Annotated in this window: 25 protein-coding genes and 1 tRNA gene; 6 read left to right on the forward strand and 20 right to left on the reverse strand. The window is 36.0% G+C overall.

Annotated features, from left to right (window positions below; all coding sequences use genetic code 11):
- The first annotated feature begins 4 nt into the window (after positions 1-4).
- From NTY12_03170 to NTY12_03190, 5 genes are all read left to right on the forward strand, one after another.
- Positions 5-76 (forward strand) — tRNA-Glu (locus tag NTY12_03170).
- 98 nt (positions 77-174) lie between these two features.
- A complete protein-coding gene (locus NTY12_03175) occupies positions 175-798 on the forward strand; it encodes a hypothetical protein (GenBank protein MCX6793004.1) in 624 nt (207 codons plus the stop codon).
- A 20-nt stretch (positions 799-818) separates the two neighbouring features.
- Positions 819-992 (forward strand): hypothetical protein, encoded by a 174-nt coding sequence (locus NTY12_03180; protein ID MCX6793005.1) that lies wholly within the window; start codon positions 819-821, stop codon positions 990-992.
- Between the two features lie 10 nt (positions 993-1,002).
- On the forward strand, positions 1,003-1,233 hold the full coding sequence (locus NTY12_03185; protein ID MCX6793006.1) for a 4a-hydroxytetrahydrobiopterin dehydratase: 231 nt from the start codon (positions 1,003-1,005) through the stop codon (positions 1,231-1,233).
- Between the two features lie 85 nt (positions 1,234-1,318).
- Positions 1,319-1,687, forward strand: a complete 369-nt coding sequence (locus NTY12_03190; GenBank protein MCX6793007.1) for an endonuclease domain-containing protein — start codon at positions 1,319-1,321, stop codon at positions 1,685-1,687.
- A gap of 353 nt (positions 1,688-2,040) precedes the next feature.
- On the opposite strand, the gene NTY12_03195 is transcribed toward NTY12_03190, so the two are convergent.
- The 18 genes from NTY12_03195 to NTY12_03280 all read right to left on the reverse strand — a co-directional run bounded on the left by NTY12_03195 (position 2,041) and on the right by NTY12_03280 (position 23,315).
- Positions 2,041-3,327, reverse strand: coding sequence for a UDP-N-acetylmuramoyl-tripeptide--D-alanyl-D-alanine ligase (locus tag NTY12_03195; protein MCX6793008.1), 1,287 nt, complete (start codon positions 3,325-3,327; stop codon positions 2,041-2,043).
- A gap of 21 nt (positions 3,328-3,348) precedes the next feature.
- Positions 3,349-5,445, reverse strand: a complete 2,097-nt coding sequence (locus tag NTY12_03200; protein ID MCX6793009.1) for a penicillin-binding protein 2 — start codon at positions 5,443-5,445, stop codon at positions 3,349-3,351.
- Between the two features lie 15 nt (positions 5,446-5,460).
- Entirely contained in the window at positions 5,461-5,772 is a 312-nt protein-coding gene (locus NTY12_03205) for a hypothetical protein (GenBank protein ID MCX6793010.1), read from the reverse strand.
- 32 nt (positions 5,773-5,804) lie between these two features.
- Positions 5,805-6,755: a 16S rRNA (cytosine(1402)-N(4))-methyltransferase RsmH gene (rsmH, locus tag NTY12_03210; GenBank protein ID MCX6793011.1), complete on the reverse strand. Its 951-nt coding sequence runs from the start codon at positions 6,753-6,755 to the stop codon at positions 5,805-5,807.
- A gap of 123 nt (positions 6,756-6,878) precedes the next feature.
- Entirely contained in the window at positions 6,879-7,307 is a 429-nt protein-coding gene (gene mraZ, locus NTY12_03215; protein ID MCX6793012.1) for a division/cell wall cluster transcriptional repressor MraZ, read from the reverse strand.
- Between the two features lie 220 nt (positions 7,308-7,527).
- A complete protein-coding gene (locus NTY12_03220) occupies positions 7,528-7,875 on the reverse strand; it encodes a hypothetical protein (protein ID MCX6793013.1) in 348 nt (115 codons plus the stop codon).
- A gap of 113 nt (positions 7,876-7,988) precedes the next feature.
- Complete coding sequence (locus tag NTY12_03225) at positions 7,989-9,221, reverse strand: hypothetical protein (protein ID MCX6793014.1); 1,233 nt, start codon at positions 9,219-9,221, stop codon at positions 7,989-7,991.
- A 134-nt stretch (positions 9,222-9,355) separates the two neighbouring features.
- Complete coding sequence (locus NTY12_03230) at positions 9,356-10,525, reverse strand: glycosyltransferase family 4 protein (protein MCX6793015.1); 1,170 nt, start codon at positions 10,523-10,525, stop codon at positions 9,356-9,358.
- A gap of 85 nt (positions 10,526-10,610) precedes the next feature.
- Positions 10,611-11,945, reverse strand: a complete 1,335-nt coding sequence (locus NTY12_03235; GenBank protein ID MCX6793016.1) for a hypothetical protein — start codon at positions 11,943-11,945, stop codon at positions 10,611-10,613.
- Positions 11,946-12,144: 199 nt separating this feature from the next.
- Positions 12,145-13,929, reverse strand: a complete 1,785-nt coding sequence (locus tag NTY12_03240; protein MCX6793017.1) for a hypothetical protein — start codon at positions 13,927-13,929, stop codon at positions 12,145-12,147.
- Positions 13,930-14,027: 98 nt separating this feature from the next.
- Positions 14,028-16,013 (reverse strand): putative glycoside hydrolase, encoded by a 1,986-nt coding sequence (locus NTY12_03245; protein MCX6793018.1) that lies wholly within the window; start codon positions 16,011-16,013, stop codon positions 14,028-14,030.
- Entirely contained in the window at positions 15,994-17,208 is a 1,215-nt protein-coding gene (locus tag NTY12_03250; GenBank protein ID MCX6793019.1) for a glycosyltransferase, read from the reverse strand. Before NTY12_03250 ends, NTY12_03245 begins: the two co-directional genes overlap by 20 nt.
- Before the next feature lie 2 nt (positions 17,209-17,210).
- A complete protein-coding gene (locus NTY12_03255) occupies positions 17,211-18,290 on the reverse strand; it encodes a glycosyltransferase (GenBank protein ID MCX6793020.1) in 1,080 nt (359 codons plus the stop codon).
- Positions 18,271-19,683 (reverse strand): O-antigen ligase family protein, encoded by a 1,413-nt coding sequence (locus NTY12_03260; GenBank protein ID MCX6793021.1) that lies wholly within the window; start codon positions 19,681-19,683, stop codon positions 18,271-18,273. Before NTY12_03260 ends, NTY12_03255 begins: the two co-directional genes overlap by 20 nt.
- A gap of 142 nt (positions 19,684-19,825) precedes the next feature.
- On the reverse strand, positions 19,826-20,251 hold the full coding sequence (locus tag NTY12_03265) for a hypothetical protein (GenBank protein ID MCX6793022.1): 426 nt from the start codon (positions 20,249-20,251) through the stop codon (positions 19,826-19,828).
- A 199-nt stretch (positions 20,252-20,450) separates the two neighbouring features.
- Entirely contained in the window at positions 20,451-21,086 is a 636-nt protein-coding gene (locus tag NTY12_03270) for a hypothetical protein (protein ID MCX6793023.1), read from the reverse strand.
- Positions 21,087-21,136: 50 nt separating this feature from the next.
- The gene (locus NTY12_03275) at positions 21,137-22,204 is read right to left on the reverse strand and encodes a hypothetical protein (GenBank protein MCX6793024.1); all 1,068 of its coding nucleotides are present in this window, start codon (positions 22,202-22,204) and stop codon (positions 21,137-21,139) included.
- Between the two features lie 280 nt (positions 22,205-22,484).
- Positions 22,485-23,315, reverse strand: coding sequence for a Wzz/FepE/Etk N-terminal domain-containing protein (locus NTY12_03280; GenBank protein MCX6793025.1), 831 nt, complete (start codon positions 23,313-23,315; stop codon positions 22,485-22,487).
- A 165-nt stretch (positions 23,316-23,480) separates the two neighbouring features.
- Between NTY12_03280 and NTY12_03285 the strand changes: the two genes are divergently transcribed.
- The gene (locus tag NTY12_03285) at positions 23,481-23,906 is read left to right on the forward strand and encodes a hypothetical protein (GenBank protein MCX6793026.1); all 426 of its coding nucleotides are present in this window, start codon (positions 23,481-23,483) and stop codon (positions 23,904-23,906) included.
- Positions 23,907-24,067: 161 nt separating this feature from the next.
- Here NTY12_03285 and NTY12_03290 read toward each other — a convergent pair whose 3' ends face one another.
- The gene (locus NTY12_03290; protein ID MCX6793027.1) at positions 24,068-24,232 is read right to left on the reverse strand and encodes a hypothetical protein; all 165 of its coding nucleotides are present in this window, start codon (positions 24,230-24,232) and stop codon (positions 24,068-24,070) included.
- Positions 24,233-24,656: 424 nt separating this feature from the next.
- Entirely contained in the window at positions 24,657-25,256 is a 600-nt protein-coding gene (locus tag NTY12_03295) for a hypothetical protein (protein ID MCX6793028.1), read from the reverse strand.
- Between the last annotated feature and the right edge of the window lie 13 nt (positions 25,257-25,269).

The raw sequence follows: 25,269 nt of genomic DNA on the forward strand, positions 1-25,269 counted from the left end.
ATACGGTCCCATCGTCTAACGGTTAGGACGCCAGGTTCTCATCCTGGTAATAGGGGTTCGATTCCCCTTGGGACTACTATCAAATAAAAGCTTTTATTTATTCTATACTCACAGGGTAATGAGTCTGAGCGGAAGCGAAGGCGAGGCGGAATTCCCCTTTGGAACTACAAATATATGTTTAAAGAAAATAAATTGTCAGAAATACCAATTAATGAAGACCTGCATAATGAAGATGTACGTCAAACTATTCTTGAATCTGGATCAAAAACAGAAATTTTAAGATTAAAAAAATTTCTAGGGAAAAATGTTTCTGATGAAAAATTCAGACTTCTCGAATATTTCGCTAAATTGAGAAAAACCACCATAGATAACATGGATAAAGAAATAGAAAATCGCAGAAAAACAAATCCAGTAGCCAATGAAAAAGAAATGAATATGGGAGCATACATCGAAAACATTGAACCTCAAGTTCGAGCAACTGTTTTAAACCTCAGACAAAAAGGTTATAACACCTATGAATCTGGTTTTGATATTGACAGACAAAAAATTAGTTTTGAAGATAAATACTCATTTCTTTCTAAAGACTTCTTTAGTGACTTATCCATCCCTGATATAAAGATAGAAAACTCTGACCAGTCAATCACGTTCGATTGTGAAGCTGAACTGTCATTAGAAGAGTTAAAAAATGCATGGGAAAAAATTGAGAAACATTTACCAAATCTTAATGAAACTGCGAAGCCAAGCCAATTATCTCAAGCAAGATTATTCAGAAGTAATCAAGCGGAATTAAATAAATAACACAAATTTATTTTTAACATATGTCAAACAATCAAGGATTTTTAGGCGGGGTTTATGGCTTAGCTTTTATTGGAGCTGTTATTTACTACATCCAACATTCAACTACTTTCTTGATGGGCGTGGTCGGCGTTCTTAAAGCAATCGTTTGGCCAGCGTTTTTAATCTACAAATTTTTAGAATATTTTAATATGTAATTTAGCTACTATGTGGCACGAAAAAAATAACCAACTAATCAAAGAATTTACTTTCAAGGATTTTAACGAAGCCTTTGCTTTTATGACACGTGCGGCGCTCGTCATCAACGAAGCAGATCATCACCCTGAATGGACTAACATCTATAACAAAGTCATTATAAAACTTTCCACGCATGATGCTGGAAATATCGTAACTGACAAAGATAGAGAATTGGCGAAAAAGATTGATGAACTAGTTTAGGTTTTAGTCGCGAACTCTACCCCCAACCCCTCCTCACGCTAACGCGTAAGGAGGGGTGACTTTTATTATCGAATATATCATTTACATGTCCTACATAAATAAACTTATTTTAGCTCGTGAATTCAGGAATAATCCAACTCAAGCTGAAAATAAATTATGGAGATTAATAAATAGAGATAAGATATTTGGTTATAGATTTAGACGACAATACGTCATGGCTGGATATATTTTAGATTTTTATTGCCCAGCCTTGAAGTTAGGCATAGAAGTAGATGGAAAAATTCATGATTTAAGAGATAATATAAATTATGATATAAAAAGAGAGCATATTATAAAACTCTATAATATTGATATTATCAGACTCACTAACAAAGAGATTGAAGATGATATCTTATCTGTGCTAAAAAAATTAACAAACTATATTAAGAATATAGAGAAAAAGTATTATCTCTAGTCACCCCTCCTTGTGCTTTGCACGAGGAGGGGTTGGGGGTAGAGTTTGTGAAAATAAAAAAACGTCATTCAACTGTTGGGCTGAATGACGTAATATTTTAAGCTATTGCGATATATAATGAACCAATCAAAAATGAAACTATACCGGCAAGCGTTCCGAATATGAAACTTTCTTTAGAAGGCCTTGTTCCTTTGAACAGAGGAACGATTAACCAATTACCAATTAGCACTCCTAATGCTAATACAAATAAAAATGATAAACTCATTTAAATTCCTTTCAATTTTTAATAACACTTTTTATAGGCTTGATAATAACATTATTTGATATTTTTGTCAACGGACCCTAAAATCACCCTATTTATCCCTCCACTCCTCCCCTTGTCTGGTTAACAATTCACTAGCTCTAGCCTGATCTTTCATTAAGCGTTTAACAACCTTTTCCATGCGCATTGATTGAGAACCTTTTATAAACAATAGATCACCAGCCTTAATTTCATGCTCTAAAAAGTCAGCGGCTTCTAGCGAATTATTAAAATGATAAACATCTTTCAAGCCAGCTTTTGAAGCGGAATCTAGAATGATTTTGGCTTGTTCACCAACCGCTACTAAACTGTCAGCCTTTTTAGCTACAGCCTTACCAACATCTTCATGCCCTTTATCACTTAAAGCGCCTAATTCTTTCATATCGCCTAATACTGCCCAAACTCTTTTACGTAATTCCATAGGAATTTCTGGTATAGCAGCTAAACCTTCTAAAACTGAGTCTGGCGAAGAATTATATGTATCATCAATAATTAAGGTGCCATTTTTACCATTGATTAATTGTAGGCGACCAGCTGGCTGGCGAACATTTTTCAATGCTTCTGATATTTCTAAACCATTTAAGCCATAGCTTAAAGCCACAGCCGCGGCGGCTAAAGCTGAATAAATCGGAGGACGACCAATCACGCCAGGCAAGAAGACTGGAATATTTGAACCGTCTAATTTCATCTTAAAAGAAATACCTGCTTCAGCCTGGTTGATCATACCTTGTGAAGTAGAAATATTTTCTGCCATAACATCAGCACCTTCTGAAAATCCATAACCAAGAGACTGGCGGGGTAATGTTTTAACGATGTTTCTTAAATTTTCATCATCATAATTATAAATAATCCAACCTGTCTCAGGTAAAGCACGAGCTAATTTCATTTTCTCAGCATGAAGTTGATCAAGAGAATTAAAAAATTCTAAATGCGCTTGACCAAGCTTGGTGATAACCGCGCGAGTCGGACGAATTATACTAAGCAAATAATCCATATCATTTGGTCGATCGATTCCCATTTCTAAAATCAAAAACTCTGGATAGTCTAATTTAGACTCTTTGTTCATTAAGGCAAAACTACGCTTAAATATTTTGAACCAGGCAAATATATTCTTGCCAGCTGAAACTGCACCAAGAACTGTCAATGGCAAGCCGATTTCATTATTATAATTTTTATAGGCGCCGCGAACTTGAAAGTTTTTTTCTAAAACTTTTGTGATTGCTTCTTTAGTACTGGTTTTTCCGACAGAGCCGGTTACGCCAATAATTTCTGGTTGACGAGCCAAAATTACTTTGCGAGCCAACATGGCTAATATCTTTTGTAGTAAACTTTTAAACATATTAAATGATTAATGATACTATCATTTTTTCTTAGGAGTTTCAATAGGGCGGTCTTGTTTAATCTGCCAATGATTTATCAAAAATTTACTGATATCATGAGCCAAAGGCACAGCCGTTGATTCAGCATACATGGCGGCAGGATTATCCAGTTCGGTCAATATAACAAACGAAGCATTATTAGCTGGCGCAAAGCCAACAAAGGTATGATCTAATTTGCCACCATATCCACCACCATTTTCTGATGCCACCTGAGCAGTACCGGTTTTACCAGCTACATAATAGCCTGGAAACTGCATGCCTTTGGAGTGACCGTTTTCCACTACATTAACCAACATACCTGATAAAATGGCCGCTGTACGCTCAGAAATGACCCTACGAGTGATTGAAGGCTGTGTTGTGAGGCGAGTACCATCAGGGGCAATAACTTCTTTAACGATATATGGTTTCATTAAATTTCCGCCGTTGGCAATAGCAGCGTACGACATTACCATTTGCAATGGTGTAACAGTAATACCTTGACCAAAGGATGCTGTAGCCGCAGCAATTTCTTTAGTAAATAAACCGGTAATACTCTTAATATTGCCTGAACTCTCCCCTTCTAATTCAATGCCGGTTTTTTCACCAAAACCGAAACGTTTAACATAATCAGCAAAGTCTTGATGGCCAACTTGTTCCATGGCAAAGATAGCGCCGGTATTAAGCGATTGCTCTAACACTGTTGTCATAGTAGTTTTACCGTGCCCACCGTGTGTAGCAAAGTCAGAGTTTTTGATTGGTTTTGGCCAACCTTTAATCATTATCTGTCCGTTGTCTTGATAAGTTGTATCTGGCGTTACTTTGTCAGAATCAAGCGCCGCTGCCATAGTAATGGCTTTGAAAACTGAGCCTGGTTCATATTGAGCAAAGACCGCTGGATTATTAAAAACTTTTATATTAGCGACGTCTTGATAATTATTAGGATCAAAATCCGGCGCCGAACACATTACAAGTATAGCCCCGGTTTTCGGATCAACGACGATAACACTACCTCCAGCAGCGCGATGTTTTTTTACAGATTCATCCAACAAACGACAAGCCGTAAATTGAGCGCTACGATCAATTGTTAAGACTAAACTTGAGCCATCTTCTTTTTTATTGTACTGACGATTGTTTACAATCATAGTTCCACCGGCGCCGCGCTCAGCCGTAACGCTACCATACTTACCAAATAACTCGTTATCAAAAAATCCTTCTAAGCCGTAACGACCATGTTGCTCATCATCTTCATAATTTGCAAAACCTAAAATATGAGCCCCAATATTATTTTCTGGATAGAATCGATAAGGCGCCATTGAATAAGCCAGACCTGGCAAAACTAATTCTTTGTTTTCTTCTTTCTTAATTAATATTTTTCCATCTTTAATATCTAAATCAACGTTTGTTAAATCAGTTCGGCCTGACATAAAAATATAAAAACTTTTAAGTTTTTCATCGTCAATCTTTTTTTCTAATGGAGCATAAATTGAGTCACTTCGATTTAGCGAATCTAAATATTTTTGAGTCAATTCATGTTGCTTTGATTTTATCATTTCTTCTCTCTTCTGATTTTGAGAATCAAGATAAACCGGATCGAGCATTAAGGCTGCATAAGCTGCTTCAATTTCTACTTTTTTTGCCGCTCTTTCAGCTTCTGGAACAGAATCTAAGATGGCCAACTCTTTCTTTAACCCATCTTCTTTCTCTTGTTTAAGCGCTAGATCAACTTCTTGTTTAACTTTTTCTTCCTGGAAAAATTTATATAACTTGTCAGCCGTATCTTCTGCATTTTCAATATTTTTAGGAATTGCGTAGATCAAAGCAAACTCTTTGTTAATTGCAATTGGATAAAGGCCTGAATTATTTACTAAAGAGTTTTCCTGAATAAAAATCTTGCCGCGATCAGGCAAAAGCTCATAAGAAGTATTATGCTGCCCTTCAGCTAAGGATGAATAATGCCCATGATCGATAATTTGCAGATAAGCAAGGCGACCAATCAAAGCAAGGGCTAATAAAAAAACCAACGTAGCAACTAATGCCACGCGGTTAGGGGAAGAAATTTCTTTGTTTTTAACTCTTGGCTGCTGGCCGAGTATCATCATATTTTGATCGGTTCATTATTTTCGGGCCACCATGTACTTATCCCAGCTTATATAATGAATATTATCAGCCGCAACTAAGTGCATTGACTGTATTCGAGGATTAATGTTTTGATAGGAGCTAATCGATGAAATACTGGTTTCCATGCCCTGACGATCAGTTAATAGCTGGTTAGCTTTTGATTTTAAATCCTTAAAGACAAAGCCGCGGGTAGATAAATCATTAACCACTAAAAAGTGTGCTCCAGCGACAGCAATAACAGCAACTAGTAAAAAAGTATTTATTTTTGTAAGTAGAATTGACTTTTGAACCTGAGGAGCGTTGGTCATATGAGTTTATTTGTTTTTATTTTGAAAAATAATTAAAGAGTAATAGCGGCTCGCAATTTAGCACTTCTTGATCTTGGGTTAGAAGAAATTTCTTCGGGTGATGCGCCAATTGCTTTCTTGGTTAAAATCTTTAGCCAAGCTTTGTGATCACAAACGCAGAGCGGAATACTTGGTGGGCAGATGCAATCACGTGATTCTGTTTTAAAAAATTGTTTAACAATTCTATCTTCAAGACTATGAAAAGAAATCGCCACGATTCGAGAACCGCTCGGCAGAATGTCTTTTAAACTATGAAGTAAAATTTTCAAACTTTCTAACTCTTCGTTCGTTGCGATTCTCAAGGCCTGAAAAGTTCTAGTGGCAAAATGCAAACGTGAGCGACGATATGAGCCTGGCACTGCTCGAGAAATTGCAGCCACTAGCTCTCCGGTAGTAGTAATTGGTTTATCGCGACGAACAAAAGCAATTGAGCGAGCAATCTGTAGAGCGAATCGCTCTTCCCCGTACTCCCTTAAAATACTAGCCAATTCTGAAACTGGTGTTGTATTAACAATCTCTTCTGTGCGACGTGAATCTATTAAAGAACCAAAAGCCATGTTTAACGGATCATCCGTCTGAAAAGAAAATCCTCTAGAGCTATCTTCGAGTTGAGCTGATGATAAACCCAAATCAAAGACAAGACCAGCCAAACGGCTGTTCGACGTTTGGCTAAAGTCTTCTTTAATAATTTTTTCAAGCTCTCGAAAATTAGCATGGTAAAACGATATATTGTCTAAGCCCAATTGGGCAGTCTTTAATTTGGCATTGTTAATAGCGGTTTCATCCAGGTCAATCGCAATCACCTGACCATTCTTCCCTACCCGCTTAGCTATCTCGCTCGTATATCCACCACCACCCAAAGTACAATCAGCAATTAGCTCTCCTGGCTTTGGATCAAGATATTCAATCGCTTCTTCAAGTAAGACTGGGATGTGGTTGTACATTACTGTAATTTTATAATTTTTAATTTTGTAATTTTATAATTAACTCTTGAATTTTTAATTTTTATATTAGAGCATTAAAAATTAACTAAAAATTAAAAAATACAAAATTATAAAATTATAAAATTAGTTTATCTCTCCCAAAGCTTCAGCAATCTGGTTACTCTGTTTTTCAGTTTTAGCTTTATAAGAATTCCAAGCTGTTTCATTCCAAATTTCTAAACGATTATACAAACCAGCAATCACGGCTTTCTTGTTTAGCGAACAAAACTTTCTTAGATGTTCTGGCAAGGTAATTCTTCCTTGATTATCAAAATCAGCTTCAGAAGCTCCAGCTAAAATAAAACGGGCTAAAGATCGATCGTTAGTTTTGTTAAATGGCAAAGAAGAAATCTTATCGGCTAATTTATCCCATTCTTTTTTTGGATAAATAACTAAACAATCATCTAGCCCTTTGGTTACAACAGATCCAGTCCGCAAAAGTTGGCGGAACTTGGCAGGAATAGCTAATCTTCCCTTGTCGTCTAAGCTATGGTTGTATTCACCAATAAACATTTATTTAAGCTTAATCGGGTACTTATCCACAATTCCCCACTTTTCCCCTTTACACTATAATTTTACACCATTTTTATACACTGGTCAATCAACAAATACATAGCTTCTAACAATTAATATTTATTAAGCTTTTCTCAATAAAAATAAAACATCTGGGCAATTATGCACAGATGATTTTTAGCTGTTTTGTCTAGAGCCTAAAGCTTATCCACAGTAAGTATTATTTCTTCAAAGTTATGCTAGGTGGACGCTCATATTCAGGCTTCGCAAACTTCACTCTCCCCTGTTTTGGGGTTTCCAAAATAGCACCTAAAGCATAAGCCAAAGCATTGGCAGTTGTAACTCCAATTCTTAACGATGTAAAGCCTTCGCCTTTGTTTTCTACAATAATATTTTTAATATCTGACAAGCTTTTTTTCTTAGCTTTAAGCAAAGAATCGACTAATGGAATTAGCTTCTCGGCCTGGCGATGCTTAGCCTCTATTTCCTTAGAAATAATGACCTTTTTAGCTTCTCTGAGCTCGACTAAAATTACTGAGTTTTTGGCTGTGTTTAAATATAGATTCATAAAATCAGTTTAGCATAAATCGAATGGATAAAAAAACAACCCCTTACCTAATGTATATTTTAGATAAGGGGTGTTCTCGTATGATTACGAGATTTAGAATGTACTGATTTACGCTACTTAGGCAACTTAATACTAATTGTCTTCTTTTGTCCCGGAATATATATGTTTAAGTTATCACCGATTGTCGTTGGAAGAAACTCCAACCAACTATTGATGGGATTCCACATATATGACATTGACATGTTTGCCAGGCCATTAGAGGTACCATAACGGTAGGTAAAAGGTGTGTTTGATGGCAATGCATTAATAGAAAACTTAATATACCACCAGTCGGGATAACCAGGGGTATCATAGACAACCTGATTAGTTCCCATGCCGTGAATGTTTTCAGTGCAATAAGCGTTGTTAACTCCAGAAGCTCTTAGCTTACAAAGATATACATATATCGTATCTCTTGTAGAATTAACCCCTACGCGTGTCGTGGCAACGCTTCCGCTATCACCAAATATGCCCGGCAACGAAGAGGGTGCTGGATTGTCCAAAGTATACGCTACGCCACCGTTAAATCTGGCGTAAAGTTTTTGACTATTACCATACATCCTAAAATATGCAGAAGTCCAAAATGGTAAATTAGGAGCTATCCAAGCGTAACAACCGTTTGAGTAGCTACCACCAAAGGTAAATGCATCAATTTCGTTGTCAGCGAATCGCTTAACAATCTTCAAATATCCATCACTCGTATCTGCCGGATTAGGGAAAGGAGTAATGTTCCAAGAATTATTTAGCGTATCTGCAAAGAATGGTATAGTCGGTGTGCATGCAACGATCGCTCTTCTTAAGAAACCAAGAGTGTAGTCTCGTAAGTTTGTGTTCGGAACTGGCACCGAAGATATCACCTTAAATACAGGTAATAAATTACCTTGATAAGCCAAAACATAAAAAGGTTTTGGGTTAGTGTGATAGTAAACATTATTCTGATCCCAGGCCTCTAAAAGGATATTATAGATTCCTGCAGAAAGATATTTATTACCGCCAACGGCTGTAAATCCAGTTCCATTAAAGATTGTACCATTACCAAATGAAATTCTCCATGTAACTGAAGTTGCATTTGGAATGTTAATCGTACCAACTACAATCAAAACCTGACCGACATAACCCGAGTCGCCTATAAGCTGAGTGTTGGTTAGCGAATCTTTTAAGCTTAAAGAAAGATAGCTGCTGCCCTGATTCTCAATACTGGTTGGCGATAAAGGTGCGTTGTCACCACATCCATATATATTCACCAACGAAACTGTTATTATGGCTAACAGAAAAACCATTATGGAAAGATTTCTGAATCTTTTCATTTTATCTCCTTGTTGTTTAGTTTATAAAATTATTTTAATAAATAACTTGTTTTTCAATACATCGTTTTATGATGTAACACTGGACTTTCAATCCATTACACTGTCCCGATTTTATATCGGGGCAGAAAATAGATTTAAAGTAACATGGAAAGTCTGGCAGCAATACTGCGGCGTTTAAAGTTCTGAGTTAAAGCAGAAGCTATAACCACGGCGTAAGTCTCCTCAGTAGCAGACACAATGTTTTCCCAATTATATTCACTAATTGCTCTTTGCTTAGCTTGTTCGCCTAGTAAGGCAACTCGAGCTGGATCAAGTAACAATTCATTAAGTCTAATAGCTAAATCAGTTGTATCTTTAGAACGAAAAGTAATACCAGCCTTAGCAATCGCCTCTTTGTTCTCAGCAATATCGCTTACTAGAGCAGTTTTGCCATAAGACATAGCTTCAAGCAAAGCAATTGATAAACCTTCAGATTCAGATGGTTGAACAAACAAATAGGCATTAGATAATAATTCTTTCAAGACATCACCATGCTGAGCGCCAGTAAATATAATGCGATCATCACCCTTAGCTAAAGCTTTTAATTCTTTAACATAGTCATCAGTAAAAGCGCCTTCACCAACAATAACTAATTTCTTGTCTGTTATAGTATTACGGAAAGCATTGATTAAATAATGTAAACCCTTATGACGAACAAAACGAGAAACAGTTAAGACATAAGAATCTTTGTTTAGATTCCAAAGCTTGGTAATTTCATTAGCCTCTTTAAGATCAGCTACTGGTACTCCGTTAGGAATATAATCAGTTGTTACACCATAGGCTTTCAAAGCGTAATCTTGTAAAGATTCGGAAACAGTAATTGTCATATCAGCTGCGTGACAAGACATCCATTCGCCAAACTTTAAATAAATACGACCAAAGAAGTTCCATTTCTGGTGATAATAATCCTGACAATGGAAAGTAGAAATAATTTTAGCGCTTGGCTTAATAATTCTAGCTAACCAAATCAAAGAAGATGGACCAATTGAATGGAAATGAATGATATCAGCTTTCTGACGGAACAAGTCTAAACAAGCTAAAAAAGTATGACTTATAGCATCAAGATTTTTTGTCTTTAAACTTGGCAGACTAACAAGCTCAACGCCTTTATAGTCAGTAAGTTTAGGGTCTGTATAATGAGGTCTGGTGTAGGCCATAACTTCATGACCACGTCCTGCTAAGCGTACAGCTAACTCTTCAACGTGTTTTTCAACGCCGCCGCTTAAAGAAGGAAGACCTTTTTGTCCAATAAATATAATTTTCATAATTTATATACGGTATATTGTAATCTCTTACAATACCACATATCTATTCTTCTGTCAATAGAAAGCAAATCGCTTTAATAATGGCTTATTCAACCCTAAAACCAATGCTATAAGTATAAGCTGTGCTCATGCCGGAAACCTTAATATCAGCAGTATTTACACCGGCTTTTAAAGTAGGAACTGTTAATTCTTTGGTAAAACGACCGTCTGGACCAGCATCAGCCATAAATTGAGTTCCAGCAAAATCAACCACCAATGATTCATCTTTACCAAAACCACCACCGCGTAACATTATTTTAGAACCAGCGGCTGCTCGGTTTTTATCAACGCCCAAGAATAAGGCTTCGGTAATTTCCGGGAAAGAATCTTCAATAGTAGCAGCTACGAAAGCTACGTTACCATTAGAGTTCTTAATTGGTTTTAAGTTTGAATCCAAAACAATAATTGAAGTGCTGTTAAAGACAACAACCTTTTCTCCGTTATCAGTTTGAACAGTTTGCAATCCCATGGCCCAACCATTACCAACACCTAACTCAGTTGTATAAGTATAGGCGGCAACGCTAAGGTCACTCTTGCGCAATTTAACAATACCAATACCATCAGAGAAATATACATAACCACCATCAGCTGATGGAAGAACGTCATAACCTAAAGGACCGGTATGGCGGAAACTTTTTACAATTTCGCCATTGAAGTTAATTTTTTTTAAAGATTCATCATCAACTACGTAAACTGAGTTATCAACCTTGTCATTATAAACTGAGCGCTTATACCAACCGCTTCCCCAATTAAAAGTTAGAGGAACAGTGGTTAAAGCAACGCGGGCTTCACGATCAAAAATATTAATTTTGTTATCAAAAACATTGAATAGGAATTTATCTGAACCTGCTGGACTAATATTGTAATTATTTGTGCTATTGCCTTTGTTGACTACTGAGAAAGAATCAACAACAGCCAAGTTGCTATTCCAAACTTTGATGCCACGAGATCCAACTGTAGCAACTTTTCCATTAATGCTTGTTAAAGCACCAAACCAATCCCAACTAGCATCTTCAACTACGCTAACGCGTAAAGCTTTGTTAAGATCACTAATGTCGTATTTATATAGAGAGCGTCCATCAACTGCATAAGCAAAGAGACGGCCACTTTCAACACGCAACATTACATCATAAAAATCCTGTTCAGTACCAAAGCGTTGGTTATAAGCTTTAAGACTGACAAATTTTTGTAGATTGCCGGATTGATTAATTTTAAATATTTCAAGCAAGCCACTGTTAGTGGTACCAACAACAACAAAATCGTTGTAGTAAGTTGCATTACCTGAACTATATGATTTAACACGACTTTGAGCTCCAGGTGTTGGAACTAAAGCGCCAGCTAACATAGCGGCTATGACTAAAGAAAAAATAATTTTTTTCATATGATTTTCAATTTTTTAAAATCAGACTGGTAGACTAAAAATATACTGACAAAATGCATAACGACCAAGCGTTGCAAATAGTACAAATTGCTAAAAGTCTTAATGTTTTAATTAATTTAATTTACTATGTTACCATAATTACAAAAAATAGTCAAGAGCAAGCTGCTCCTGACTATTCTTTATTTTACCCTTATTTTTATTACTCTAAAGGCTCAACCTTACCCTTACCAGTTGCTTTGCGGTCTTGCTCAATATTTGTTGTAATATTAGCCAAATTCTTAGATATAATATCATCGGTATATAAGTCTTTGGCGCTAAATTTGATGTTTGACAGCAAAATTGGCTCTGTTCCCAGGTCTTGACTGCGAGGCACTAGGCTAATAGCAAAGCTAACTCGATAATTGCCTCCAGTCTGTGCTATTTTGTCGGCTCGCCAGAGAATGCGGCGACTAACCGGCGAATAAGTCACATCACCGGCTACCACGCTCTTCTGGTCCAGCCAAACAACGTTAATTGGTAAGTCAGCCGAGACTTCAAAGTCTGATAAATCATTGCCAAGATTATTGGCTTCCCAGATTACCCAATAGGTCGTAGGAATATCAACTTTAGGCGGAAGTGGACCGATGCCGAGTTGATCACCCTGTGGTCCATAATAGTAGCCCGCAGAACTCACCGAAATATTTGAATTGATTTTTAACTTGGGCATTGGCACAGAATATTTGAAGGATTTATTATCCATTGTGTATGACACAACAATATTCAAGTTAACAAAATCATTTAGGCTCGTTCCATTATGCTGAAGCTTGATCATGGCATCAAATACTTTTCTATCTCCAGCCGTGATACTGCCATTGTGGTTCAAAGTATTATTTACCGAACTGAAGCTATTACTATTTGTAGTTACATTAACGACCGACAAAGTATTGCGTTTACTTTCAAAAGCCAGAGTTAAATTACTAATGTCCGATTGACTATTATTTGTATAGCTCAAACTAGCATTAGCGGTATCACCCAACAAAGCTTTAGATGTAAAATTCGAACTTAAATAAAGACTTGGTTCACTAATTGAAATATTTTTAGAAATCTCGACTTGTTTTAAAGTCTTATCCCCTATCAAAAATAATCCCTGAACTATAAATTGACTATTGTTTCCTTGATTGTTAATAGCTGAGAAAGTAATTTTAGTTGAAGCACCTGGATCTAAAGTAGGTATTGCAACGCGACCATTCTCTAGTGTCATGTCATCGGGACTAACTTGCCAATCTGTGCTCGGAAAAGCAATTGCCAGACTATCTAGCTTAGCTTGACTCGTATTTTTAATTTCAACCGATCCATCAAATGAGACATCTTTATAGGTTTCACTTGGCACCTCTAGGTTAAGCTCCATAGCTGAACCGTCAACAAAATAAACCACTGAATCAAGCAATTGTTTCCTGACCTGTCCAAATTGATAAGTTAAGTTCAAACCAATTGCTTGTCGATCCCCAACTTCTCCGCGCACTATGCCTTTTAATTGAATTTCGCCACGATAGTTTTTATTTAAATCACCAAGATTAAAAGTATTAGATTCAGCATCAAAAAAACCTTTTGGTTCAACTGATTCAAGAATAAAATTATCAGGTAAAACAAGTTTTAAACTAGTTCCACTAATAAAACCATCTTCTCCGTTTTGATAAGCAATCGTGAAATTTTCAGATTGACCGCTTAAAATGCGAGAACTAGCAAAGCTACCAGCCAAAGAAAACTCGGCTTTAGGTTGCCAAAAAACTAATAGAAAGACAATAACAACCAAGCCAAACAAAGTACTGGCTAATAGAACATCAGCCCAAAGGTGAAAACTATTATCACGATAATGCCTTTGATGCCGCGCTTTTAAAATCTCAATAAAACGATTAGATTTTTTGATTAGAAAATTACCTTCGTTTACAATTGGCGTAACGAAAGACTCTGACTTAAAACTTTTAGACACAATTTTTCTTGGCATAGGGGTTGTTTATAGTTCCGAAGCTTTCTTTTATTATCGATGCTCTAGCATAGAAGAAGGCGTAGGACTATTTATAATTTTAGCAAATATGTAATTGATTAGAAACTTGTTGTACCAGCCAGAATTTCATTTTTACCATCGCCATTAGTATCAGCAACCATAACCGTGATACCAGTGCCCGCTGCTGGGTCATAGGCCATAAATTGGCCCCACAAACGACCTAAATCATCAAATATCCTAAGGTGTGGCCCGCCACTAGCGGCGCCGGTCACCAAAACATTCTTTCCGTCATTATTAGCGTCGCCCAGGGCTAAATTAACACCACCGCGAAAATTCTTATCATAAGCTAAAAATGAATTAAGCAAAGAGCCTTTATCATTTAATATTTTAACCGTTGGTGGTAAACCTTTACCTGGTGCCACAACTATTTCTCCGTTACCGTCGTTATTGATATCGCCCAAAGCAACACTAACGCCGCCACGGAAATTTTTATCAAATACAAAAAATCCAGGATTCAAAACTTTACCAGTGATAGAATAAATTTTTACATGTGGGCCACCGCCAGACATTGGCGCCACAACAATTTCTTTACTTCCGTCTTTATTAAAATCATAAGCTGCAAAGCTAAGCTTACCTTTGAAGGCTGTGCCGAAAGGGGCTATTCTTGTGATCCCTTTGCTATTAATATTAACGACTAGAGTTCCGTTCTGATCACTTAAGCGATCTCTTAAGCCATCACCATTCAAATCATCAAGCAAGACTAAAGCATTTGGGTTAACGTCGCCGCGATAAGCAAAAAAACCATTTCTTTCTTGCGCGCCTTGATTATTAAAAATACGAACAAAGCTACCATTTGAAAAAACTGAACCAACAATATCTTGCTTTATCGTACGCATGACAATACCGTCATTAGGTAATAATCTTACATAGTTAACGTTAGAACCATCATTAGTATTTCTATCTTGCGTACCAGTAATTTTTTGAAACTGTTCGCGTTTGAAAATATATAATTGTGGTTTGTCAGTTGAGTTAACAATTGAAACACCATTTTCAAAATCGCGGCGCCATAAACCTGCGCGAACATAATCATCGGTTGGCGCTAAAAGATTATAATAAGATGATTCAGCACGACCTAAAGCAATATCATATTCGTCATACCACCATAATTGTTCGTGGCGTTGATCACCATAATCAAAAGAAAAATAACCATCACCCAACAAAGCACTAGTTAAACCAAAACGAACTTTTCGATAATCATCCATGCGGCCAGTATTATTAGTGCCGCCATTAATAACATAAATATTCGGCTGACGATTTTTTCCTGGTAAGCGTCTTAAATATTGATACATTGTAGCTTGCCAAGAACCATTACCTTCCCAAGGAGTTGGAAACATTTCAAAAATACGTCCATTAACATTTGGTTGATAAATGTCATTAGACTGACCATTAATGACAATAATTTTTGAACCAAGTCTTTGCCTGGTTTTGGCAAATAAATCAGCCATAGCGTTTTGCCACGCCGCATTATAAACAGCTGACGGCTCAGCTTGGCCATCACCATTAATATCAATTCCATTGCGACTATAGCGATCAATCGTAGTATCAACTGTGTCATACATTATTCCATCCCAAGCACCTTGGCTCATCTTGTCTGATACAAAATCAAGATTCATACTTTGCCAAGCTGGTTTAGTTAGATTAACCGCATATAGACCAGACCAAATCTGTAATAGATTGCCTGACTTATCTCTTAACCATAAATTTTCGGAATTAATTCGATTGTAAAGCGTGTGCGATAAAGTCAAAGACATGGCTGGATAAACATAGGCTAAGGCCATATTAGTCGGTCGTGCGGCCTTATAAGCTGTTAAAAAGCCGGGATTAGACATGCTTACTTCATTAGGTAAAATCAATAAATCCCACTTCATTAACTGATCATAGTCACTTTGATTTATTAACTGAAAATATTTTAAATAATAGTTAGACAATTTTGGATATGTGTCCTTAGCAAAAGAAACAGCTGGAATCAAAGCTGCCAAGATTATAAAACAATAAGTAATTAGCCTACGATTTAGACATTTCATAAATTTTCAGCAGGACATCAACATGCTTATCGATTCTTAAATCTTTAACTGTTTCCATGGCCGCCTGAGAAATCTTATCAAGATCAGCGTGCTCTAAGCTTTCTATTTTTTTAGCTAAGGAACTAATGTCATGAGCTGGATAAGAAAATCCATTGACGCCATCTTTAATTAACTCAGCTAAACCGCCAATATTTGAAACGATCGCAACCTTACCAAAAGCTAATGATTCTAAAAGAGAAAAAGGCATATTTTCTAACCAAACTGAAGGAATAATAATGGCTCTTGCTTTGATAATTAAATCAGAAATATCGCTGCCATTAAGATGTCCTAAAAATTCTACCTGCTTAGTTAATTTTAATTCTTTAGTTAAAGCTTTCAATTTTTCTTCATCAGGACCAGTGCCAGCAATTTTTAAAATAGTAGTTTTATCTAATCTGGCTAAAGCTCTTAATAAAACATCAATCCCCTTTTCGCCTGACAAACGACCAAAGTATAGCATATAATTTCCAGCTGTGTTTTCTAATTTAGGCGCTGCGTCAATAAAATTATACAAGACATTAATCATATCAGCCGGCACGCCAAAACGAACACAAGTATCTTTCATAAAATGGCTTGGTGCTATGTAGCGCTTTATATTTTTTTCATAAATTTTCAAAACCTTATGATGCCAAAACATTTCTAAAGCCACTAAAAAGCTAGCAGAGTATGAATCCTTAAAACATTTTTTACTAACACACTTAAAGTAGTTTGGCGCCGCGCCATCATAACAAACCTTATTATTTGAATAGAGCTGATAATTAGGTGAAATTAATTTATAATCATGCAAATGCATAATAACAGGAATATTATGCTTTCGTGCCACAGTTAAAATTGAAGGGGAAATATGATGATAAATATTATGAACATGAATAATATCAGGTTTAAAATCTTTAACTAATTTAGAAAATTTTCGTTTAGCTTCAAAGCTATATAAAGTTCGGCCAATGCCAATAATTTTATTCCATAAACCACCTTCATTAAAACTAACACGAGAAATAAAATACTTATCCCATGGTGAAGGAAGATTTTTTGGATGCTTCATTGAAAAAACTGCTACGTCGTGTCCGCGGCGCCTTAACTCGTCAGTTACAGCCAAAAAGTATTTTTCGGCTCCACCCCTTAAATAATTAAATTTATTGACTTGAATTATTTTCATAATTATTTACTGAGTAAAGATTTATATACCATTTCGTATTGTTTAACCATATCAAGCACATCAAACTGCTCATTAACTTTTTTAGCTAAATGATGACCAAAAGTACGAGCTAAATCTTTGTTATCTAGCAAATAACTAATTTTGTCTTTTAGGTCGCGGGCGTCATTAACTTTGAAAAGTAGACCATTAACTTGATCATCAATAATTTCTGGTAAACCATCAACTTTCGAAGCAACAACTGATAAACCACTAGCACCGGCTTCTAAGGCAGCAATTCCAAGACCTTCCCACAAAGACGGCAAAACAAAAATATCTAGAGTCTGCAAAAATTCAGGAATATCATTTCTTAAACCAACCAAATGAACCTTAGAACTTAAGCCCAGCGAATTTACTTTTTCTTTAAGCGCAGTCATAAGAACACCTGCACCAACAATCGTACAATCAAATTTTTTATCTTTCATTAAGCCTAAAGCTTCAACTAAAGTCATAAAACCTTTTTGTTCTACCAAGCGTCCGACGGCGCCAATTTTAACTGTTTCAGTTTTAAATGTTTCGACTGCTTTGAATCTTGTTAAATCGATTCCATTATGGATTACTTTAATTTTTTCTAATTTAATTCCGTAACGAAGTTTAGCGTCATGTGCTACGGCTCTTGAAACTGCAATAACCAAAGAAACATAAGGCGCTGTTAAACGCTTTAAAATAGAGGTTACAAAAGATTCATCTTTATTTAAATTATGTTCCGTTGAGACAACTCTTAAGCCCGCTAAACCAGCTAAGAAACGACCATAAATATCACCGCCCAAATGAGTGTGAACAATATCTGGTTCTTCGGCTAAAATTGCTTGACGAAGTTTTACTAAATTAGAAAAATCAAATTTACCTTTTTTGTGTAAGACAATAAGCTTAGCGCCGCTCTTAATAATTTCTTCTTCCCAAATTCCACCGCGCTTAAAACAAATAACCGTTAAAGAAAAAGTTTCTTTATCGGCGCGATTAACAATATCAAGCAAGAGACGTTCGGCGCCGCCCAAGTCTAGCGTAGGAATAACGTGGACAATTTTAATTTTTTTCTTTTCCATAAGAGGGTTCATTTTTCTTTTTGCTATAAAGATAAATTGCTGCCAAAGTTAAACCAATCGGTAGCCACATTTTGCCTTTGTAATAAGAAGTATTAAAAAACTGAAAAACAAAACCAGCTGTAGCACCAAGTGCTAATGGCAAAACTAATTTTAATTCACGTCTTGGACGAAGGAACATGATACCTTGGTGAATGCCATAAAATAAAACTAAGCAAAAAGCAGCAAAACTAATAACACCTAGTCCCCCGTTCTCAGCTAAAACTTTTTGCCAAATACCATGCGAATCAAGCGGTTCGCCATACTTAGCTCTAAAACGAATATTTTCTTCAACTAAACGATAGAAATCACCTGAACCTTTGCCAAAAAATGGTTCTTCCTTCCAGGCGCTAACCGCAATCTGACTTAGTAATAAACGGTTTTCGGTTGAGCTAACACCAATGTCAAATTGGCTTTGTAGTCTAACCATATAGAAAGCAAAAGGAACAATAAAAATAAGGGAGAGCAGGGCTGGAATAATATAACGGCGTTTAAACTCTTTTGATTGATAAATAAAATAAAAGAAAATTCCCATGGCTAAAACTATCCAAGCGGCACGCGAGAAAGTTCCTAAGGCCACCAATGCTAAAACAATCGATAAAATAGTGATTAGCTTATTACGGATAACCTTGCCGCGCCAATATTTTAGTGCCAAAACAGAAAAGACGGCTACTACTAAGAACTCAGCAATTAAATTCTGGTTGGAACCGATAGGATAAATGCCAAATAACAAAATTGGCTGAATGCGGACAAAAGTATTTTGCCAATCCTGAAAGAATAAAGACGCAATGCCCATCAAGGCAACAACCGAAGCAGAGGTTACTAATAAAGTTATAACGTAGCGCAAACGCTTCTCAGTGTTTATTATATTCACCGGAACCACAATATAGGCTAAGTAGAAAAATAAAATCCATCTAAAGCTGTACCAAATAGCTTCACCAGGATATTTACTAACAGCGCTAGATACTAAAGTGATAATAAAAAACACAAAGAAATACTTTGCGTAAGGTAAAATGATTTTTACTTTTTCTGTGGTTGAAAATAATTTGTCGGCCAAAGCACGGAATAAAAAAGCAAATAGTGAAATTACTGCCACGAGATCAACTGCAGGAATAATTAAACCTTTAACATAAAAGTTCCAGTTAATTAAAGGCAAGGCTAAAACTGTTAAATAAAGACCGAGCTGAGGAAATAAAGTAAAAGCCGCAAACAAACAAGCTATAGCCGATAAAAAGATTGCGCCTGGTTGACTAACAACTTGAGATAGGATTAATAAGGCAACACCAACCACAGACAAGCTAGCCACAACTACCATGCCTGGATCTATATATGATTGATTGTTTTTGACTCTTTTCATACTTATAATAAACCATAAAAATAGGCTAAAGTCAAAAAAAATAAGGGCCCGCACTGTTGTTGTTAAACAATGCGAAACCCTTAATGTTGCTTTGTCTTGACCGTAGAGCTACCCTTTCAAAACCTTAAAACCAATCCGTTGCTTACTCAGTAAAATTAAAGCGAATGTTATTATTAACTTTCACCTTAATGTTAAATGATTTTTCTTTACCGGTTAAACCATTATCCACCAAATCTGTTTCAGAAATTATATCGAAACTTTCTAAAGCAGCAGGCAACCAAGTTTCTTTATCAACCTGGGCATATATAATAACGGTTTTACCAACCTTCAGGTTTCTGCTTGTTCTTAGAACATAATAACCGGGGCCGCTTGGATTATTAGGATCGCCATAAAGTTTAGCTTCCTTTAATATCCAATTAGTAGGTGAACCACCAATTAAAATGCTTTGAACAGCTACTTTAGAACAAAGATCTACGACATCTTCTCTAAAGTAAACACCCTCAGGACAAGCTCCATATAATGAATCATATGGGGTCTGAGCTATACTCACCTTTACCATGGTAAGCATAATGCAACACAGTATAAAGAACATTATCTTTCTCACTTTTTCTCCTTGATTTAAATTTACAATTTGTTTTATCCTTCATACTACTATAAATAGCTATAATTGTCAATAGGTTGCAAAAAAGGGAAATACTGAAGTATTTCCCTTTATCTATAATCATCAAATCATAGAAACTATTCATTAAAGAGCATTGAACGATGGCTTATTTTAACTGGGAATAGTACTGATTTCCTCCGCCATAACGGTTAGCACCATAGCCTGATAAAGCCAAGCTTTCTTTAAGATGATCTCTCCAGTAGGAATCTTGCAAATATTTATCGTTTCCTCCCCTGTCGTCACCTAAGTATGTACACCATGCAATTATGTCGTAACTGTACCCTGCGAGAGGAACTCTTACAACATAATATTCTGCATTACCGACTTTTTCCTTATTCATTTCAACATTAACCCACTGGGTTAAGTCGCAACGCATTTGAACCGGAAATACCTTTGGATCTACACCGAATTTTGACCTATACTGGTCAACTTCTGATGCTAAATTGTAGAATGCAACATTGTCACCTTCTTTTACTGCACAGGAAATTCCTGAAACAGACTTGTCGAAAGGAGCAACTTTTTCATATGGAATACTGATTGTTTTGCCGTATGAGCCTTCTGCTATTTCCGATTTTGTTCTACCTGCACCCTGCTGGTTTGTTGATTGTGTATTTGACTGCTGAATTTTTTCAGTTGACTTACTGTCCGTCTTGTCTTTGCCCTGATTGCAGGAAGTTAAGACCATTGCTGATGCAATCATCATGAACGCAACAACTAATATTGAGATTATTCTTGTTCTCATTTTTTTCTCACTTTCTTTTTTGTGTGTTTTTAAAATTTTTGTTTAGTGACTTAGAAACTTACTTTAAAGCCGAACAATGATTCTGCTAATCTTATAACATCACCGGTAAATTTAAATTCGGTAACACTATATTTACTTGAACCACCATTAGCCCTGATGTTTTTCCCTACTACAAAATCGCAGATTTTACCGTTGGGCGAATACAATTCTACTCCGGCCCCTGGTTTATACCAATCCTGACTTCCATATACGAAATGCGTATAGTCAAAATTAAGAATAAAATGAATGCCTACATTGCCGTTGTAAATAAATTGCATTATCGTCTGTCTATAGCCTAAACCGATGGCTTCTTTTTCGTAGACTTCCGATTTTGCAGTCTGGCCATTATACAAGGCACTCCTGTCTGCAGAAATGACTTTTTTCCAATACCAACTAATGTTGCTGCGAGAAAAAAACGTATTCCTTGTTCTTGTTAGATCGGCCCATCCAGAAAAATCGAAGTATAGATTATTCTGTCTCCACTGGTATAATCCAGCGGTTCCATTTTCGATTTCTTGTGATACGCCAAAATTCATAACCAGGCCATTCCAGCCCGATCTTAAATTATTTGCCCAAGCATAGCTCAGGCCTCCACCAATTACATCGACCGTAATATCGGCTGCGGGTTTGTTATCCTCTACGGTTCCCTTATACTTACCACCCTGAATATAACCACCAAATGTTTTCACATTTCTAGTGGCACTTGAGGTCGTGTTTGGATTCTGTCTTACGACAACCCAAAAATTCGCTCCAGAAAATTTCATGGTTAGGTTTTTTAGAGACACGTATCCGATATATCCCTCTACCTGATTGATGACCGGATAGTAATCCGACATCCTCTTGTCTTTCTTCGAGTTCTTTACTGCAACTTCTTCACCATCCTGATTTTCGTCCTGATTTTCATCAGTCGACATATCAATGGTAACAGTTTTCTTCGTCTTATTATGGAAAAGTGAGGTTTCTTTAATTACTCCGACAAAAGTCGAGTTAACTGAATCACATCCCTTTTCTGTGCTCTCTGTCTTTACGACAGTTTTGTTTTCGACTTTCTTCTTTTCTGTATAATTCTGTGCATTCACAGTGACAGAAAGAGTAAAGACAAAAAACATCACTAATAACAATGTTCTTTTACTCAATTTTAATCTCCTTGTTTAAATTGCTGTTTTTGAATTAATTAATTATTTATTAAATGTTTAAATTTAATTTTTGTAAAATATCCTTCCGTTTCTCCCAAATATTCCAATTTCTTTAATCCACAATCCTACCATGAAGTTCGATACTTGTCAAGCTAAATGGCAGATTTGTAAACTATAGAGTGATTTATAAGCAAAAGCCCCGACATTTAGTCGAGACAAAGGCTTACCTAAGTATATTTCTCATGCTAGCCTGTCTGGCTAATTCTTCAGCTGAAGGGATATTCTCGATTTCATCGTTATAACCGCCTTCACCAATTAGATCATTATCGATTAATATATTGTCGAAAGCTTCGACTGGAAATTGTCCATGGCTTCTTACGCTAGCTAATTGATCAGCATGAACATGTTTTGCGTGCTCACCATAATAATGAGCGCTAGGTAGTTTTGTTAGTGGAGTTAAATATACGTAAACTAGACCAGCAATGAACCCTAGGGCTATTGCAATGCCAAGTGTTAAGAATATATTTGGCTTAACTGGATAACTTGAAGTGATTGGTTGGTCGATCAAACGGACCTTAACCGCATCACCGCTACCATGATAAGCCGTGTTCTGTGTCATTAAGACATAGTTAATCGCACGATCAATCTTTTCAGCTTGATCACGATTAGGATGATAAGCAGTGATAGCAATAATACCAGAGTCGTTGATACTCTTAGCACTTACCGTTTTCTGCCATTGTTTCATTTGGTCTTTTGGATTATCACCAAAATAACTAGCATCAATATCAAAACCTGATTCTAATACTTTAGTAAAGAAGGAGTTTGAACTCACAACGCTTGCTAAAACATTAGACAGATACTCGTTTGACTTAGAAGCAGTATAAGCATCAATATTCTGATTGTACTCTTGCACAACCAATAGCTGAGACTTAGAGCTGTACTTAAAACGTTGAACAGCGATGACGCCGATGCCTAATAAAATAAAAATGGCAACAATACCAAAGATAGTTTTTCGCTTTCGAGCGACAAGATTTATAAAATCATGTAGTTCCATAACAGTTTGTTTTTATGAATATGAACAATACTATAGCATATAATGAAAATAATGTCAATGGACTAGAAAAAACAGACTATTTGCCAGCTTTTATGACAATCTAAGATTAGACTGACAAAGCTAAAAAATGGCAAATATACGACTACTATTATATAATGTAGATCTATGGAGCAAACAAATATTCAACTAAACTTAGAAGATTTATTAAATAATCTAAAAAAATCTGACACTAAACTAGATTGTTTAAAACTAGCCTATAATATCATTTCGAAGCGATACCACGGCCAAAGGTTATACACTGTTACTCACCTTTTCAATATTTTCAACAATAATATTGAGCATCTATTGCAGTCTTCTGGTACAATGCACTGCACTAATATCAATCACTTGTTAAGATTTCTACTGATAAGCAGTGGCATATTTTCTAAAGAAGATATTAAAACCCGTTGGACCTTACTATGGTTCATCTCGCCACATCAATATTTGGAAGTAAAAACTGAAGACGGTTTAGTTAAGGTTGATATCTGGGCTAGAAACTTTGGAATTGAGTTTGGTGATTATGCCCATGGCTGGCATTTGAAGACAGAATAGTCTGAACCACAGATAGCACAGATTAAAAGATTAACACTGATAGTTTATACACTATCAGTGTTTTATCATAAAATCTGCGTAATCTGTGGTTCTGACAAAGGAAAAAATAAAAAAGTCTTTGTGCGATTAGATATCAACACAAAGACTAAAAAAATTTCCCACTAACTAGTGCTTAACTCGTATAGTTCGAGCCAAACTTTTACTTCCATATTGTTGAAAAATTTCTCCGTAAAATATTTTTCAAAATCTTTACGTAACTCCTCTTGTTTTTCTGCTCTCTCTTTAGATTTAGAAGCAATGATACTTATTTCAATAGGAGCTATCATAAGACCAGCTTCAATTTTTATAATTCGCAGACTGACTTCTTTGGGTAATATATATAAATCACTGCAACTTAATTTTTCCGCTACATATTGTTTTATATCCTAGAGAGCTTTTTTGGGATACAGGATAAAACTTCTAATATGCGGTTTGTCCACGATACTAGGATCAAAATAGATATTAATTATCGGCATTAATATTCTCCTTTTTTATTATTTCAACAAATATATTTTAAATAACATTCTTATGATTAATAAATCAAATTGCTTGAACTTTGTCAATATTATATACAAGATTATACGACCCCACCCCTAACCCCTCCCCATTCGCAAGCGAATAGGGAGGGGAAACTAGTTTTCATGTGAATATAAGTCACCCCTCCCTGCGCTATGCGCGGGGAGGGGTTGGGGGTAGGGCAAAATCAAAAACTTAACTCAACCTCATATAGCCGCGCTCATCAATTACTACAACTTTCTTACTTTCCAAAACACTGTACAAGAAAACGTCAGTTACTTGTTGACGGTAGCGGAATTCTTCTTCAGTTAGCACGGCGTAGTTAACTTCATTGACTAATTCTTCTTCTAAATCTTTCACCAACTTAGCTACTTTGTCTTTACTAAATTCACCAACTATCAACATATCAACCGGCGCTTGTTTATCATTTAAGAAAAGACCAGATAAAATCAAAAGTTTAATTGGGCCTAGCTTCTTGAGTTTATCAGTAAATTCTTTTTCGCAAAGAATCTGAGCTTTAATGATTAATTCCTTAATTTCATTAAAGAGAATAAAATCTTTGTTAGCTTGAAAAAACTTTTTATCGGTTCTCCCACCAACAAATTCATCATCAGTCCCCTGGTGGCTAGATAATAAACCCATGGTTTCTAAATTTTCTAACTCACGGCGGACAGCATTAAGCTGCAAATTAAGATGACGAGACACCTGACGAATATAATAGGAAGTCTCGGGATTTAATAAGAATAATTTAAGAATTTTCACCCTGGCCATTGAGCCAAAAAGTTTAGCTAGCATATAAATGGAGTAA

It is taken from the genome of Candidatus Falkowbacteria bacterium, assembly GCA_026396835.1.
GTDB lineage: Bacteria > Patescibacteriota > Patescibacteriia > Patescibacteriales > Patescibacteriaceae > Patescibacterium.

Coding starts and splice junctions, on each gene's coding strand:
- NTY12_03280 (MCX6793025.1), bottom strand. CDS start 23,315: ATGGAACTACATGATTTTATAAATCTTGTCGCTCGAAAGCGAAAAACT.
- NTY12_03205 (MCX6793010.1), bottom strand. CDS start 5,772: ATGACCAACGCTCCTCAGGTTCAAAAGTCAATTCTACTTACAAAAATA.
- NTY12_03255 (MCX6793020.1), bottom strand. CDS start 18,290: ATGGAAAAGAAAAAAATTAAAATTGTCCACGTTATTCCTACGCTAGAC.
- NTY12_03225 (MCX6793014.1), bottom strand. CDS start 9,221: ATGAAAAGATTCAGAAATCTTTCCATAATGGTTTTTCTGTTAGCCATA.
- NTY12_03295 (MCX6793028.1), bottom strand. CDS start 25,256: ATGCTAGCTAAACTTTTTGGCTCAATGGCCAGGGTGAAAATTCTTAAA.
- NTY12_03260 (MCX6793021.1), bottom strand. CDS start 19,683: ATGAAAAGAGTCAAAAACAATCAATCATATATAGATCCAGGCATGGTA.
- NTY12_03245 (MCX6793018.1), bottom strand. CDS start 16,013: ATGAAATGTCTAAATCGTAGGCTAATTACTTATTGTTTTATAATCTTG.
- NTY12_03230 (MCX6793015.1), bottom strand. CDS start 10,525: ATGAAAATTATATTTATTGGACAAAAAGGTCTTCCTTCTTTAAGCGGC.
- NTY12_03270 (MCX6793023.1), bottom strand. CDS start 21,086: ATGAGAACAAGAATAATCTCAATATTAGTTGTTGCGTTCATGATGATT.
- NTY12_03190 (MCX6793007.1), top strand. CDS start 1,319: ATGTCCTACATAAATAAACTTATTTTAGCTCGTGAATTCAGGAATAAT.
- NTY12_03185 (MCX6793006.1), top strand. CDS start 1,003: ATGTGGCACGAAAAAAATAACCAACTAATCAAAGAATTTACTTTCAAG.
- NTY12_03265 (MCX6793022.1), bottom strand. CDS start 20,251: ATGCTTACCATGGTAAAGGTGAGTATAGCTCAGACCCCATATGATTCA.
- rsmH (MCX6793011.1), bottom strand. CDS start 6,755: ATGTACAACCACATCCCAGTCTTACTTGAAGAAGCGATTGAATATCTT.
- NTY12_03180 (MCX6793005.1), top strand. CDS start 819: ATGTCAAACAATCAAGGATTTTTAGGCGGGGTTTATGGCTTAGCTTTT.
- NTY12_03220 (MCX6793013.1), bottom strand. CDS start 7,875: ATGAATCTATATTTAAACACAGCCAAAAACTCAGTAATTTTAGTCGAG.
- mraZ (MCX6793012.1), bottom strand. CDS start 7,307: ATGTTTATTGGTGAATACAACCATAGCTTAGACGACAAGGGAAGATTA.
- NTY12_03200 (MCX6793009.1), bottom strand. CDS start 5,445: ATGATGATACTCGGCCAGCAGCCAAGAGTTAAAAACAAAGAAATTTCT.
- NTY12_03240 (MCX6793017.1), bottom strand. CDS start 13,929: ATGCCAAGAAAAATTGTGTCTAAAAGTTTTAAGTCAGAGTCTTTCGTT.
- NTY12_03195 (MCX6793008.1), bottom strand. CDS start 3,327: ATGTTTAAAAGTTTACTACAAAAGATATTAGCCATGTTGGCTCGCAAA.
- NTY12_03290 (MCX6793027.1), bottom strand. CDS start 24,232: ATGATAGCTCCTATTGAAATAAGTATCATTGCTTCTAAATCTAAAGAG.
- NTY12_03285 (MCX6793026.1), top strand. CDS start 23,481: ATGGAGCAAACAAATATTCAACTAAACTTAGAAGATTTATTAAATAAT.
- NTY12_03175 (MCX6793004.1), top strand. CDS start 175: ATGTTTAAAGAAAATAAATTGTCAGAAATACCAATTAATGAAGACCTG.
- NTY12_03250 (MCX6793019.1), bottom strand. CDS start 17,208: ATGAAAATAATTCAAGTCAATAAATTTAATTATTTAAGGGGTGGAGCC.
- NTY12_03235 (MCX6793016.1), bottom strand. CDS start 11,945: ATGAAAAAAATTATTTTTTCTTTAGTCATAGCCGCTATGTTAGCTGGC.